Origin of the sequence: Pseudoflavonifractor sp. 524-17 (assembly GCF_009935845.1) — a bacterium.
Lineage (GTDB): Bacteria > Bacillota > Clostridia > Oscillospirales > Oscillospiraceae > Pseudoflavonifractor_A.
Map to the genome: position 1 here is coordinate 53,992 of NZ_QWEK01000027.1, position 14,935 is coordinate 68,926.

General features: G+C 45.6%; 12 protein-coding genes. All 12 read right to left on the reverse strand.

What is annotated here, in order from left to right:
- Positions 1 to 4 precede the first annotated feature (4 nt).
- Positions 5 to 910, reverse strand: a complete 906-nt coding sequence (locus D1159_RS11150; protein ID WP_161845734.1) for an NAD(P)-dependent oxidoreductase — start codon at positions 908 to 910, stop codon at positions 5 to 7.
- Positions 907 to 1,470, reverse strand: coding sequence for a dTDP-4-dehydrorhamnose 3,5-epimerase (gene rfbC, locus D1159_RS11155; protein ID WP_161845735.1), 564 nt, complete (start codon positions 1,468 to 1,470; stop codon positions 907 to 909). The genes D1159_RS11150 and rfbC overlap by 4 nt, the downstream gene beginning before the upstream one ends.
- A gap of 12 nt (positions 1,471 to 1,482) precedes the next feature.
- Entirely contained in the window at positions 1,483 to 2,502 is a 1,020-nt protein-coding gene (locus tag D1159_RS11160) for a Gfo/Idh/MocA family oxidoreductase (RefSeq protein WP_161845736.1), read from the reverse strand.
- Between the two features lie 2 nt (positions 2,503 to 2,504).
- On the reverse strand, positions 2,505 to 3,881 hold the full coding sequence (locus D1159_RS11165; RefSeq protein ID WP_161845737.1) for an NDP-hexose 2,3-dehydratase family protein: 1,377 nt from the start codon (positions 3,879 to 3,881) through the stop codon (positions 2,505 to 2,507).
- Positions 3,882 to 3,905: 24 nt separating this feature from the next.
- Positions 3,906 to 6,752: a glycosyltransferase gene (locus D1159_RS11170; RefSeq protein ID WP_161845738.1), complete on the reverse strand. Its 2,847-nt coding sequence runs from the start codon at positions 6,750 to 6,752 to the stop codon at positions 3,906 to 3,908.
- Between the two features lie 7 nt (positions 6,753 to 6,759).
- On the reverse strand, positions 6,760 to 7,701 hold the full coding sequence (locus D1159_RS11175) for an NAD(P)-dependent oxidoreductase (protein WP_161845739.1): 942 nt from the start codon (positions 7,699 to 7,701) through the stop codon (positions 6,760 to 6,762).
- Positions 7,691 to 8,770 (reverse strand): CDP-glucose 4,6-dehydratase, encoded by a 1,080-nt coding sequence (gene rfbG / locus D1159_RS11180; protein ID WP_161845740.1) that lies wholly within the window; start codon positions 8,768 to 8,770, stop codon positions 7,691 to 7,693. The genes D1159_RS11175 and rfbG overlap by 11 nt, the downstream gene beginning before the upstream one ends.
- Positions 8,749 to 9,525, reverse strand: a complete 777-nt coding sequence (gene rfbF, locus D1159_RS11185; protein ID WP_161845741.1) for a glucose-1-phosphate cytidylyltransferase — start codon at positions 9,523 to 9,525, stop codon at positions 8,749 to 8,751. Before rfbF ends, rfbG begins: the two co-directional genes overlap by 22 nt.
- Positions 9,526 to 9,602: 77 nt before the next feature.
- The gene (locus D1159_RS11190) at positions 9,603 to 10,769 is read right to left on the reverse strand and encodes a glycosyltransferase family 1 protein (protein ID WP_161845742.1); all 1,167 of its coding nucleotides are present in this window, start codon (positions 10,767 to 10,769) and stop codon (positions 9,603 to 9,605) included.
- Positions 10,770 to 10,885: 116 nt separating this feature from the next.
- Positions 10,886 to 11,614, reverse strand: a complete 729-nt coding sequence (locus D1159_RS11195) for an ABC transporter ATP-binding protein (protein WP_161845743.1) — start codon at positions 11,612 to 11,614, stop codon at positions 10,886 to 10,888.
- Positions 11,615 to 11,624: 10 nt separating this feature from the next.
- Positions 11,625 to 13,142, reverse strand: coding sequence for an ABC transporter permease (locus D1159_RS11200; protein WP_243152249.1), 1,518 nt, complete (start codon positions 13,140 to 13,142; stop codon positions 11,625 to 11,627).
- Between the two features lie 203 nt (positions 13,143 to 13,345).
- A complete protein-coding gene (locus D1159_RS11205) occupies positions 13,346 to 14,464 on the reverse strand; it encodes a site-specific integrase (protein WP_161845744.1) in 1,119 nt (372 codons plus the stop codon).
- Between the last annotated feature and the right edge of the window lie 471 nt (positions 14,465 to 14,935).

Below are 14,935 nucleotides of genomic sequence, written 5' to 3' on the forward strand. Positions count from 1 at the left end.
AGTCTTACTCTTGCATTTTTTTCAACCAGTCCGCCGTTTTTTCAATACTTTCTTTAAATATAGCGGACGGTAGGTAACCCGTATCGCTATATAATGCGTAGGTGTCAATATCCCTGTAGTCAATAAATGTGTTGTCCTGATAAGTGCCAAAATTCAGCTTTGCCGCAGGCCTAATAGCATCGCGCATCTCGGTAATGATCTCATAAAATGGACGTAATTGCCTGCTGCCCACATAGTAGATCGTGTGGCTTTTGCCTAACTGGGCCGCTGCGATCACGCCGCCAATACAGTCATCTATGTATGTCCAGTCGTACAGATTTTCCCCCTTAATCAAATCTAAATCTTGTCCGCTCATCAACTTGCGAAGCATCACATTAGTAGAGCGGTTGGAGTGATCTCCCACGCCAAAGATATTCGTAAACAAGACGCCCACAAACTCGACTCCGCCATTGTGAAGGATCACCTGACTCATCTGTCTAGCAGCCTTTTTTGCCGTTCCATAAATACTGCACTCCCTGACTATTCCGCTGGTGTCTGGTGATTTTAAGTATTCATGACTGGAGTCAGCGAAAACATACCGCTTACATCTGAGTTCTATTGCTGCATACGCGGCGTCACAGGCATACTTTATATTGGGGAGTTGTACGCGATAGTCGTTTGTCGCCTTTCCATAGCCCTGCCACGCGAGGTGAAAAAACACATCGAAGTCGCGTTCCGTTACCTTTTGCGCCAGCTGTTCATACGCCTGAAACTCTACCTGTATCAGGTGAAAGTTAGGATTGCTTCGTAATTCGCCCAACTTTTCCGGAGTTGCGCAAAGGCCATAGACCTCCACACCGTCTGCCAACAAGGTTTTTGCAAGTGCCTGGCCGATAAATCCCGCCGCGCCAGAAATGATTACCTTTTTCATCCATTCAACTCCATTGTGAAGTTTACATCGCTCAGCGCCAATGTAGGCGCCTTGGTATCTTTCTGAGAAATTATTGGATCCATAGTACCCCAATCAATAGAAATTTCTGGATCATTCCAAGCGATAGCACGGTCGTATTCTGGATAATACAGCTCATCTACCTTGTACTGCACCTCACAATTATCTTGCAGCGTAATAAAGGCATGGCCAAATCCAGATGGGATCCAGATCTGCTTGTGGTTCTCTTCTGTCAGCTCGACACTGACCCATTTCTTGAATGTAGGTGAGTCTTTCCGGAGATCGACCGCAAAATCCATAACACGGCCCCTGGTGCAACGGACAAGTTTTATCTGCGGCTTGGGGTTGTTCTGAAAATGGATCCCGCGGATTATCCCCTTTTTCAGCGATAAACTGTGGTTATCCTGAACAAATATAGTCTCGATCCCATGTTGAGCCATTGTCCGCTTGGAATATGTCTCACAGTAATAGCCGCGGAAGTCTTCAAAATATTGGGGCTCTAAAATCCGTACGCCAGGCAGCTCCAGTTCTGTTATCTTCATAAATTTAACACCTCATCTCATTTGTTCCAATTGGCTGACAAGTTCAATTTGCCGCAGAAGCTCTTCATATCTCTCCTTTCGGAAATCAACTTCCGCGACACAGCGGGCAAAGACCTGGAGTGAGTGGTAAAATTGGTCATCCGGCTCCACCGCAATCTCTCGGGAGCCTCCACCCGTCTGTACCACAAGTTTGGGCGCAAAGTCCGCCGGGGGTGTAAACACCCGGTCCGCCATCAGGCAGCCCTTGCTCCCCCAAACTTCCAGCTGACACTGATAGCTATTATCCATACCGAAAGCAATATGGGCCGTAAGGCCGGCCTCATTGCGTAGGACAGCATTCCCATAGAGATCTACACCAAAATCGTTATGTTCCGAGAGATAGCCGTCCACTACTTTTGCTGTATCGCCCAGCAGCAGTCGAGCCAGCCGCAGCGTATAGCCGCCGCAGTCCAGCAGGGCCCCGCCGCCCAGCGCCCTGTTGTAACGAAAGTCCTGGGCGCCTCGGAAGGGGAACCCAAAGGACGCCCGGATGAGCCGCAGCGCTCCCAATTCCCCGGAGGCAATGACAGACTGTATCTCGCTGATCTGCCGGTGATAGATGAACATATAATTCTCGTGGAGTGCTAAGCCCGCCGCGTCAGCTAACTCCACAAGCCCCGCTGTATCCGCTGCGCAGGTGGTGCTTGGCTTCTCTACAAAGACGTGCTTCCCCCTCTCTAACGCCTTTTGCGCCCACTTGAAATGGAGCGCCGGAGGCAGGGGGAGATAGACTGCGTCGATCTTAGGGGTACTCAACAACTCCTCATACCCCTGAAACACCTTCCCACCAAACTCCTTGACGAAGCCCTCCGCCTTCTCCTTCTCTTTGAGCAGCACACTGGCGTCGTTTCCCTCAACGTCTCTGCCAAACCACTCCTCCGCCGTGGCATAGGCCACACCTACATAAGTGAAGTTTTCGCATTTCTTCAGCGCCGGGAGAAAGCGCCGATAGGCGATGTTGGACGGGCAGATGATTCCGATTCGAATCGTCATACTTACACCTCCAATAAGGACAACAAATTTCTTAGCTGAATGTTCAGAATATTGTTCACCTGTACCAGCTCATTCAGCATCTTGTAGTCCAGCAAGAAATATCCCGCCGGCAGGGGCGGCAGTTCACCCTTGTCCACCCGCAACAGCACATTTCGGTTCTGCTCATGGTAGAACCGTCCGCCCTCCTCGGAGAGCAGATGGTCGAAAAGGACGCCGCAGCCCTTGTTGAGCTTGTCCCAAAAGAAGCGAGTAATCTCATCGGCCTCTTGAAAGCTGGCCACTCCCTCTTGCTGCACTGTGGGGCCCAGCTCCAAACCGTCAAAGCACCCCGCCTCCTGGGCGGCTCGGACAAGGAATTTCAGCCGGCCATTTTCTTCACAGCAGACAAGGCCGAAGGTAGCGATGCCGTTGGCTTCAAACAGAGGCTGCGTCCATCTGCGAACCTCACGGCCCTCAATGGCAATGTCACAGAACACCACTTTAAAAGGATAGGGATGTGCGCAGAGCATCTCTCCGTCCCGCATCTCCCAATGCTTCAGTTTACTTAATGGGACTAATCGGGGCTTTGCCTCTGTGAACATCTTTTGATTGTTGATGTAGTGGTAAAGCTGGGGCAGGCAGTTTCCCTCCTCCCCCAGAAACACCGAGCGGAATAGAGCCTTGTCTGTAAATCTCTCCGACAAATCCAGCAGTTCTCTTGGGAATAGGTACAGCTTGGAAAAGGGAATGCAGGACAGCACTGTACGTGTATCCATGTTTACCAGGTTGTCCTCCCGCATAAGCCGTTTGATCTGTCCCAAAGTCATCCAGCGGTGGCTGGGCAGAACTGGTATGTCTTCCTCCACTCGGAGGAGGATGTTCCGGTTACGCTTTTTATAGAACCGCGAGGACTGTTCTGACTGAATCTGATCCACCACAATCTCATATTTAGAGGCGTTCAGGAAGTAGTCCAGGTAGGGTGGCTGCTTGCCGCCGTGCTTCTGGGTGAAGTTGCTTTTGGTGGCTTGGATAGTGGGAGAGATCTGGACGCAGTTTACATTCCCTGGCTCAATTTTAGCCTGCATGAGAAAGTACATGACACCGCTGATCTCTTTGCAAAGGATCCCCAAATAGCCGATTTCCTGCTGAAGGATGATAGGCTGTTCAAAGCTGCGGCTCTGAAAACCAACGATGGAAAAGAAGCTGCGGTTTTCATTGCAGATACAGCCCTCATCCGAGTCATAAAACCACGGGGCGCATTCTTCTAAAGGGATCTTATGTATCTCCACCGCCGTATCGGCATTGCGCCGTGCCACCCAAGACAGGATCTCTTCTGTAGAGGTCACATTGCTGTCCTTTTCTAACCATGACCGCAAAAAGGCTGTTAGGGTGTCATTCATACTATTTTCATCTCATCTTTCTGTTTATCTTATAAAGAAGCGCAGAATTTTCTTAATAAACTCTCTCCTTTTTGTCCCCTTTGGGAGTAGTGCATCCAGATATTTGCGTGCAGGATGGTCTATTCGCAAGAGTCGCTTTGGCTGTGCAACAACTGGATATGGCGCAGAGTAAGGGGTAGATATCCGAGCAACCATAATCTCACGGTAAAACTTGGATCTCTCGGCGATATCCCAAAATTCTTCTTCATACCTCACACCAGATATTTTCCAAGGTTTTGCCTCCCCAGCAAAGTGAATTATTTTAGGGGATTTTCTCTGATAATATGGGTTGTTCAAACACTCAGTAATATGCAGTGCACCAACACTATCGTAATCCATACGGAAATTCCAATCATAATCTAGGTACTGTATTTTTCCTTGAAACAAAATGTTGAGGATATCCTGATCCATATATCTCCAACCTCTGGCATTACATAGCGAAACCATCATAATAGCAGGGTATATTTCCCGGATCTTCTTTAGATTCATTACCATGAAGCCAGCATTTATAGCAGTTTTTGTACAGTCATCTAAACCAAGTTCATCTCCGTATTCTCCGTAACACCACTCATGGGCTGCAAGAACAAAGTCATCCCCAAAATCATAGTCAGCAAAAATGCTGACATCTGTTGTCACCACCATATCGCTGTCTACACAGATGATTTGGTCATAGTTCTTCAAAATATGTGCCATCCAAACCCGGCAGTAGATCAATTTTGCATATTGCGGGAGTTGTGCGCCATTTAGCAGCGCCAAGTGCTGAGAGACGTCCGCAAAGCGAATTGATACGTTGGAATAGCCGTCCGCCACGCGCTTTAGCTTTTTCTGGCGTTCTTTCGGAATTCCGTCAGTAAAAACAATGATGTCATAATTTTTGCTTGAATCCCCACTTTCTATAATTGATTGAATTGTCACCGCCAAATAGGGCAGATAATATGCGCTGCTGAGCAGCTCAATCGCTATATTATCTGCCTCAAAGGCTGGGGATAAGCCCGTGTCCGGGAAAGCTGCCTCTTCCAAAATACATTCCCAAGGTCTTGAAGAGTTTTGCTTAAGAGCTAAATCCGGGCTGCTTTCTTTTTCGCCCTTTCTTTTCTGCAATTTGCTGTCGGGCTGTTTATTCAGCAGGCTCTTATCTGCTTCCGGCAGATAGCCCGGAAAATAACGATCAAACTTCTTCAACTGTTGTCTCGCCACTATGTCGCTATACAGGGGGGCGCTTTTTGCGGTTTCCCAAAAAAGTTCCGCTCCATTTATCTTTGGATTGTTCCACGGCTTTTCCGATCCGGCATAGCGGATGATCTTAGGTGTGCCGTTTTCTTGCGGCTGCCTGTAAACGCTCTGCTCGGCCGCGACATTCCATTCCGCGTCAAGCCGCTTTACACGCCCCTGCACAGTGCAATTCAAAATATCCCGGCTAGACGATCCCGCTCTTTCCTCAGCGGTTCGGATTAATTGTTCCCAGCCGGCTAACCGGCTAAATTCCTCAACATTGAAAAGAAGTACTTCTGTCTGTAAGCATTCTTGTTGGAAACCCGCTGTATCTCTCTTTGGAGAAAGTCTCCGGCTGTTATCGCTCAAACTATTCGCTGGCGTATCCACAACTGCCGCCAGGGCATATTCGTTTAACTCAATTTCCTTCAGATGCGCAATATCCTCCAGGGCGATTACGCCACTATCTAGATAGATTGCTTTATCATACCGGCCCATGACATCGCATAGCACAAAGCGATAATAGTCCTCTTTCCCTGCTGCCCCATCTTCCCTAAGTTTATGTCTTACAAGATAAGAAGAGACATTTGCAAACCGGATTGAACAATTTCTCTTTGTAGCCGTTTTAACGAATCTCTTAATTGCGTATGATGTAATCTCCTCATGCAGGATTACGATATCGTAAAAAAGATCCGGCGACATATGGTTAATAATGGATTGTACAGTAACGTTACAGTAGGGAAGAGATTGCTTACTGGCTGAAAGTACAATGGGCACTGTGCGCTTGCTGTCTGGAAAAATTGGATCCAGAGGCTGTTCACGAGTTGTTTGAAAAAAGCACTTCTGTAATGTGCCAAATTTACACGTTTTCTCATTCATCTGTAGATATGTGTAAAATATCCCAAGCAAACGCTCGGAACAGTAACCTGGAACCCTTCGCTGTGCAAAGGTGTAATCGTTGTAGTCCATCCTCCTATCAAACTCGAAGAGTATATCGAACATCCACTCGCACAACTGATGGAAGTATTCCTTCCGCATAATAAACAAATTTGCAAAATACCCTTTCCCGTCTTCAAAAAGGTATTTCCGCACGGCCGGCATAAATTCCGGAGATCTCTGCTGAATAACCTCAATAAGAAGATTCAGGTCTTCTTCACGCTCGTAGGGGACTTCGCAGAACTGTTGATATAGGCTGTAGTAGTCCTTGTCATACTGCAAATAATTACAGGTAATAACATCGTACTGCTCAATAAAACCTCTCATCTTTTCTGCATCTAATAGCCGCATCTCCGCAAATGCTTTTTCGTCATTGGTGTCGTAGGGATATTCATATCGGTTTTTCTTTAGAATCTCTGTATTAAATGATAAAAAGCGTCTGTATTGGAAAAAGCCATAGTAATCATTATCAAAATTTTTCCAAGCCCAATAGATTGTTGCAGCATCATTGAATCGTGGATTCAATTTGGAAATATTGTCTCCTTTATCGTCGTGCAACATGCCAGGTAGACGGCGTTCGGAGTTTGCCGCCCCTCCCTGAACTAGCTCAAACAAGTCGTTGTCCGGAATTGTGATCTTATTATTAAAACAAGTTACATATATCTTGATCTTTGATTTAGACACAGGTATTTCAAATCCTTTCTCTCTGTTTTTCTTTTGCAACGGCTTCTATAACCGCTTTGATACCAATACTAAACGGGATCTTTGGCTCAAAGCCAGTATCTGCCTTAATGGCAGTCAAATCTACGCAGGAGCTAGGGAGCTTTCCATTTTTGTAAGGCAGTTCCCCGATTCCAAGTGGCAATGATGGGTTAATAATATCTCTAATTTGACAAATATAGTTCGACAGCGGCCAATTATCCCCATGGCCAATGCTGTAGAATGCTCCGCCTTTTCCTTTTAGAGCGATGAGGTATAGTGCTCTTACTAAGTCATCAATATGGATATAATCCCACAGCTGCTCCAGTTTTGTATAGGCAGGCCGTTCGCCCTGTAGTAGCTTATCAATGGTGTAATAGATCACATTGCTGTCCTTTCGATCTTCGCTGTATATTCCGGAAATCACAGCATATATGTAAGGAATATTCAACTCGTCACACATAGAGGCGCATAGATAGCGGGCTTCAATTTTTGCCGTTCCATAGGCATTTTGGGGAGATGGAAGCGCACTTGCGTTAATCTCCTGACCGCAGTATGCGTACTCCATTGTAGAGCCTGGGAGAAGAAATCTCTGTGCATTAATTGATGCCGCGAGCCGTATTGCATCCATGCACAGATTCAAATTTGCCTGCTGAATTTCTATAGAATTTCTTGCCTCAGGCGATACGCCGCTCCACGCAAGATGGATCACCGCGGAAGGATTTTGGGGAAGCAGCTTTTTAAAGGACTTGTAGTTGCTCAAATCCTCCTCGATCACGTGTATGCCGGGAACGCTATCGATCCGGTATCGAATTGGACTGTTCTGCACAACTATGGCGTAAACATCTGTGTTTTGCTCTATGAAATATCTCGTAAGATGGCTTCCAATAAAACCATCCGCCCCTGTAATCACTACAGCTTGTTTAGCACACATATGCCCTAATCTCCCTGTCCATTTCTGCTGAAATGTCCCCACCGGAAAGCCAACACTTGGTCCATTCCACGGTTTTTTCTACCGCCTCGCCTGCATGCCAACGAGGCTTCCAGCCAAAGGCAGTTTTCAGCTTTGCACAGTCCAGCTTTAAAAAATTTGCCTCATGCGGGGCGTTGACCTCGGAGTTGTTAATCCAACCAGCTCCATATCCCCAACTCTTACAGAACATATCCACAAGCTCCCCCGTGGTCATACAGTCGAACTCGTCTGGGCCTACATTGTACCAGCCGGCTAAAAACGGATTCTCATATTGACGCTGGGCAATCATGAGATAGGCAAACAACGGTTCCAGCACATGCTGATATGGACGAGTGGAATGAGGATTACGCACAATAATGGGGATTCCCGCTGCTACTGCCCGGACGCAGTCTGGGATGATTCGGTCGTTTGCAAAATCCCCGCCTCCGATGACATTCCCTGCCCTGGCTGTGGAAATAGCCACTTCCCTATCCGAAAAAAAGCTGCTCTGGTAACTATGGGTAACCAGTTCTGAGCAGGACTTCGAGTTAGAGTAAGGATCATAGCCATCCAGCGGTTCATTTTCACGGTAGCCCCAGACCCACTCATTATTTTGATATACCTTGTCTGTGGTCACATTCAGAAAGCTCTTTACACAACAGCTTTGACGAATACATTCCAAGATATTTACTGTACCCATCACATTGGTTTCGTAAGTATATGCCGGAGCCCTGTAGCTTTCACGGACAATGGGTTGGGCTGCCAAGTGCAGCACAATCTCTGGCTGAACAGTGTCAAAGGCTATTTTCATAGCAGTAAGGTTGCGCACATCCCCGATGACTGAATTCATTCGCTTTTCCAGCCCTGCCAAAGAGAAAAGATTCGGGCAGGTAGGGGGCTCTAGACTATATCCGGTCACCTCCGCCCCAGCCAACAATAAAATACGGCACAGCCAGGCCCCCTTAAAGCCAGTATGGCCTGTAATAAAAATCCGCTTGCCTTTAAAAAAGCCAAAATCTATGTACTGCATTACTCTGACCACACTTTCCATGGTGCTTGTCCGCTGGCCCAAAGTGCTTCTAAACTTTTTTTGTCTCGCACAGTATCCATGCACTTCCAAAAGCCGTCATGGTATTTGCTCTGAAGCTGCCTGGCTTTTGCAAGTGTTTCTAATGGAGTTTTTTCAAAAATAGTTTCATCTCCTTCAATTACATCAAATACCTCTGGCTGACATACCATAAATCCAATATTGATCAGGCTTCCATCCTGCTGTTGCTTTTCACGAAATCCCGAGACAGAACCTGATTGGTCAACATCAAGTACTCCGAATTGTTGACCAACATTGTAGCTGGATATTGTCATAATCTTCCCGTGTGAGCGGTGGAATGACTCAAGATCGTTAAAATTGATATTGGATACTCCGTCCCCATAAGTCAGCATAAACGTTTCGCCTTTTATATAGTCACGGATTCGTTTAATTCTTCCACCTGTCATGGTATTCAATCCGGTATCCACAACCGTGACTGTCCATGCTTCTGCATAACTGTTTAGTACGCGCATACTGTTGTCCGCCAGGTTAAAAGAGATATCAGAGTTGTGCAGATAATAATCAAAAAAATATTGTTTAAGCATATCCTGTTTGTAGCCGGCGCAGATAATAAAATCTGTATAGCCGTAGTGAGCATACCCTTTCATAATATGCCAAAGGATTGGTTTCCCACCAATTTCCACCATTGGTTTAGGCTTTAACACACTCTCCTCGCTGATTCGTGTGCCAAAGCCGCCGGCAAGTATCACAACTTTCATTTTGACAAGAACCTCCTGTTCTATTTTGACTGCTATATTTGCGCTGCTATTTACACGGCCCATTTATAATGCCATAGTTACTCTGGGATATCTGAGTTCATAATGGCAAGGTATTTTGTTTCAATATGATGATGGCGAGGTGCTAAATAGCTGGATTCAATCTGCTTTGCAACAGTTTCAATATCAAATCCCGCGCTTTTTACCATGCCAGACGCAGCGGCCCGATTTGTTTGGTTTTTCATCTGCGAAATTGTTTTGGCCCACATAAGCGGGGAGGCCGTAAGAGGTAGAAATTGTACTGAGTCTGTCAATTCACATTCGCTGGTAACTGCATCTGAAAAAATACATGGGAGCCCAGACGCTTGAGCCTCTACACCCACAACAGGTAACCCTTCAAAACGTGACGGCAGTATAAAAACGTCCATTGCCCATAGCAGCTGCTCTGTATGGTCGGTTAAGCCATAGAAAAGCACCTTATCGAAAAGGCCCCGCCGCTGTGCTTTTTGGATAAGATATCCCCTGTCCTCCCCATCACCTACCAGCAACAAGCGGCTTTCTGGGTTTTCTTTTAATAGTTCTGCAAACACATCCAGCAAAAAAGACTGATTTTTTTGATAACAAAGCCGGCCAACATTTCCTACAACCAATACCCCCTCTAGGTTCAACTCTCTGCGCACCTTTTCTCGAATATCTATATTAAACTGAAATCGCTGGGTATCTATTCCATTAGGAATAAACCGAAAACCTTTATAATTCAAAGCCTGATTGGAAAATAGAAATTCTGCCGCAGGCTGAGAACATGCCCATAATTCCGTGGCATCTTGGGCATACCTTTTCTTTGCCCAAGTATGGATTGCCATCTTTAGCGGCCTTGTTGGACTCTTCCGGAGAGACGTATTGTGGCTGTGGGCAATTCGCATCGGTATACCAGCTTGTTGCGCAATATGTAGATAATTTAGGGACAGTCCTTGAAACGCATTCAAATGGAACACATCATATCTGCGTTTTTCTGCCAATATTCGGAAAATATTATAATTTTCTACTATTTTTTGTTGGCTGCCAGACAGCTGAAAAAAATGGACACCATTCTTTTCAAGCGTATGTGTAAAAAGGCTCTCTTCGTTACTTACGGATACGATATCCACTTGGAATTTCTCCAAGTCTATCCGGGTCAATACATTACAGAGAAAGGACTCGATCCCTCCAGACGCCCATCTTTCGCAAAAACAACAGATTCGCCGCATGAGTCCTCCCCACAAAATTATAGTTCTTATTTAGCCTGCTAATAAAAATACAATATAATTGCTCAATGTCTTCTTTTCCCATACACAGACACGAGATATACTCTATTTCTGTGTTCTCAAATTGTATATGAGTTGCAGACATCGTCCGCTTTTCCCATCATTTTGATATGTCCCTGTTCAAGCCAAATAACCCTGCTGCACATCTCTCGAATCTGCTCAATACTATGCGATACAAAGAGTACCGTTGTACCGCCGCTCATCAGTTCTAACATCCGCTTCCGGCTCTTTTCTTGAAACGCCGCATCCCCCACAGACAGGATCTCGTCTACGATCAAGATCTCCGGATGAACCATGGCCGCTACTGAGAAAGCTAGCCGTGCTAGCATCCCCGACGAATAGTTCCGAATAGGGATCTCAATAAACTGTCCTAACTCAGAAAACGCTACAATCTCCTCATACTTTTTTTTCAAAAATTCCTCGCTGTATCCCAAGATTGCGCCATTTAAGAAGATATTTTCTCGACCTGTCAGGTCGAAGTCAAAGCCGCTGCCCAACTCCAGCATAGGTACAATATTTCCTTTTGTGACCACCTTGCCCTCCGTAGGCTTCAAAATGCCGGAGATCACTTTCAGCATCGTACTCTTTCCCGCACCGTTGCGTCCAACAAGGCCCAGTGTCTCGCCCTCCTCCACATGGAAGGATATGTGATCCAAGGCTACGAACTCGTTGCACTCTAGCTTTCCACGCAGGGCTGTAGTCACAAACTCCTTTAAGGACATAATCCGGTCGTTGTTCATTCGAAACCGCATGGTTACATCGTTGACCTCTATTACCATTTTACTCATAACAGGCCCCTCACAGGTACAGCACGAACCGGTCTTGGGTCCTACGGAATACGAGCGCCCCCACCAGTAGCGTTCCAAGCGCCATCAGGGCACATTGGACATACACGATGGGTTCCGGTGAGATACCCTCGATGAAACAGGTTCGTGCAAAAGTAATAAAGTAATACAATGGATTCAAATTCAATACCCACGCCACATTCTCCGGCAAAATGCTGGCTGGATAGAAGATTGGCGTCAGATACATCCAGATCATGCTCAATACGCCCCAGAGAAATTGGATATCCCGAAAGAACACCATGGCTGCCGCCAGCAACATCCCAATCCCTAAGCAGAACACTGCGAGACATGCCAGTACAAAGGGAACCAGCAGGTACGCTTTGGTAGGAAAAATGCCGGAAAATATTGTCACCAGCAGCAGTGGGATGAGAGAGATCACTAGATTTATCAGTGAAGACAGCACCCGGGTCAGCGGATAGATATACTTGGGCACATAGACCTTAGTGATGAGCCCAGCATTGCCGATAATGGAACCGAGGGCCATACCGGTAGACTCGGAAAAAAAGTTAAAAAAGACGATGCCAATAATCAGATAGGCTTGATAGTGAGGTACATCAAAGCGGAATAGATTGGAAAAGACAATATATTGCACCGCCATAGTAAGCAGAGGATTCAGGAAGCTCCAGAACACTCCCAGCACTGATCGTTTATACTTACTTTTGAAGTCCCTGGACACCAGTTGCCGAATCAGAAATTGATATCTCTTCACCGCAACAAGGGAATTAACCACATAACTGTGCTTGCCCTTTTTCCAACGCAGCCATACTAACCCAATACTCAGCAAAAATAGCAGTCCAAATTCTATAACGAATTCCCAATAGTGCAGACCTGTCCAAATATAATCTTCCCCAGAAGCCGAGAAGCATAGGATGCCAGCAGTAGGTTTTCCGTTGAGAGTAAGAGCAAAGTTTTCTCCTTGAGATGTTGAGCACATCAAGGGGAAAGCAGCCTTTCCTGGCATTGAATCTGCAAAAACTCTAAGTAAAAGAGGCGCGTCATATACTGTTTCAACTGGAGTTTCCATTGTTATGGTGGTCAAGCCAAGATTTTGAATAGTTGCTACATCAAACTGCTTACGAGCGACAAGGGTATTACTGCGCAAATCATACAGTTCCATTGTGAGCGTCCCTTGGTTTGCACGATGATAAGTTCCCCACTGTACAGAAACAGCTTGTAATCTTTGAATTTTGACGGAGAATGTCTGCTCTACAACAACTCCTTCAGTTAAATCTAATGTTCCCAATTCAGCATCTGGCAGGGAAAGATTCCCTCGGGACTGCCGAAAGTGAAGTTGAGCCCCCAAAAGCCAATAGAAAAGGAGCGCTAGAATGATATAAGCGACAGTTGCGATTATTAAGACTCTTTTTATACTGATAGAAGCATCAACCCTCGGTTGGTCATGACTTCTCATAAAATCCCACTTTCTTTTTATTGAAATTTCCTGTTCCTCAGCAGGTTGCTTCTGCTTCATTTGTAACGCTCAGAATATAATCTTGAAACCCTTAAGGTTCTGTCGGCGGTTGTCGCAGAACTACCCATTCTATGTATGATACATTCATATCCTAATCAAAGAATTTCTACTTCTTATTGCACCGCAAGTGTTTTCAGGTTTCAGCAGCACATAATATTTCTCCTGTTGCCAGGGCTTGACTAAAAAATTTGACTGCTCAAAACTCAGAAGCCCGCTGACGCCAGCAGATTCATATTATTCCGTTTAACCTCCATTGAGGCATGCACATAGCGATTAAGTGTGATGGAAGTATTGGCGTGACCAAGTATTTCGGACAAGCTCTTGATCTCAAAACCTACCTCCATACATCTGGTAGCAAAACTATGGCGAAGTGTATGAAAATGCACATCTTTCAGCCCATATTCTTTTGTAAGTCTCTTCAGATATCGTTGGAGTTTACGCGGTTCCATATAATCCTGTGTCCCTGTTAAAATAAAAGCGGATAGGCAGTGCGGATCAAATTGCCGGCAGAGGCCGACTATGCTGTCAGGAATCGGGATCGTCCTGATAGAAGAATCGCTTTTGGGGGCACTGATAATAATTCTCGTCTTGCTCTCACTAGTACCATCTATATTCTGCAGGCGCTGCATAGTCGCTTCCACACGGATGGTTTTGCTATTTAGGGATATATTTTCCCAGCGCAAAGCACATAACTCGCCAATCCGCAGACCAGTCAGCAACGCTAGCAAGATTCCAAACTTGCATACGTCTATTTCCTTCCGCAAACAGGAAACAAAGTATTGCTGTTCTTCTATCGAGAGGACCCGTACTTCCTTCTTTGATTCTTTGGGATATTGAATTTCCACAGCAGGAAAGGTGCCAGGAAACTGTGCAGATGTATATTTCAAAATTGCACGCAGGACAATAAGTGTATCCCGCACAGAGGTAGCTGAAAGCCCATCGCGGAAGAGTTCCTGCCGGAATTGCTCTACAAGAGATGTACTAAGACCTAATGGAAAACATGCCCCTAACTTTGGTAGGATGTGGAGTGTAAGGATTGTGCTATATTTTACATAAGTAGACTCCTTCACTTTCTCTTTTTTTAAATGCAGCCATTCTTCACAGAAAAAGGAAAACCTGTGGTGGCGGCGGCTGGTTACAGGTAGGGGCATTTTTACCAGCAAGGCAGCCTTGCACTGCATGGATTTTTCCTTGGCTTCCCTGTAAGTCTTGCCATAGCAGAACCCGTACTTGATCTTACCAGAGAGTTCGTAGCCTTTTATATATCTGGCTTCCCAGCGTCCATCCTTTCTCTTAAAAATATTTTCACCCTTTTTTGACATTGTGTATACCTCCAAGTTGATTAAGTCAGGATCATGCCGGAAAGCGCTACTTTTGACTGCTTATTTGACTGCCTATCCGATTATAGAGAACATCGTATCAGTTACATTCATGGCCCTGCATCTTATATTTTAGTGTCATAGTGTATACATGGACAGAAATTTTAAAAAATTTGAGGGTTAGGGCTTGTTTATCTAAAGGAAATGTGGTATTCTATTATAAAATAAATCTTTTATCTATACCTTGTCGCAGAATGGGTAGTTCTGCGACAGTTTTTGTGTAAGATCTGTTTTGAAGCTAACAAGTAGATTATCTGTGTTGCAATACAAAAACGAGGGATCCCGTTCCGACGGAATCCCTCGTTTTATTATTTCCAGCTCTTCTCACTCTTTGGGCATGAACCACGAATGGTTTGAGAAATGGTTTCAAGAGCACCTGCTTTCAGCGCTTCCAAAAGGAACTGTGATTGTGAT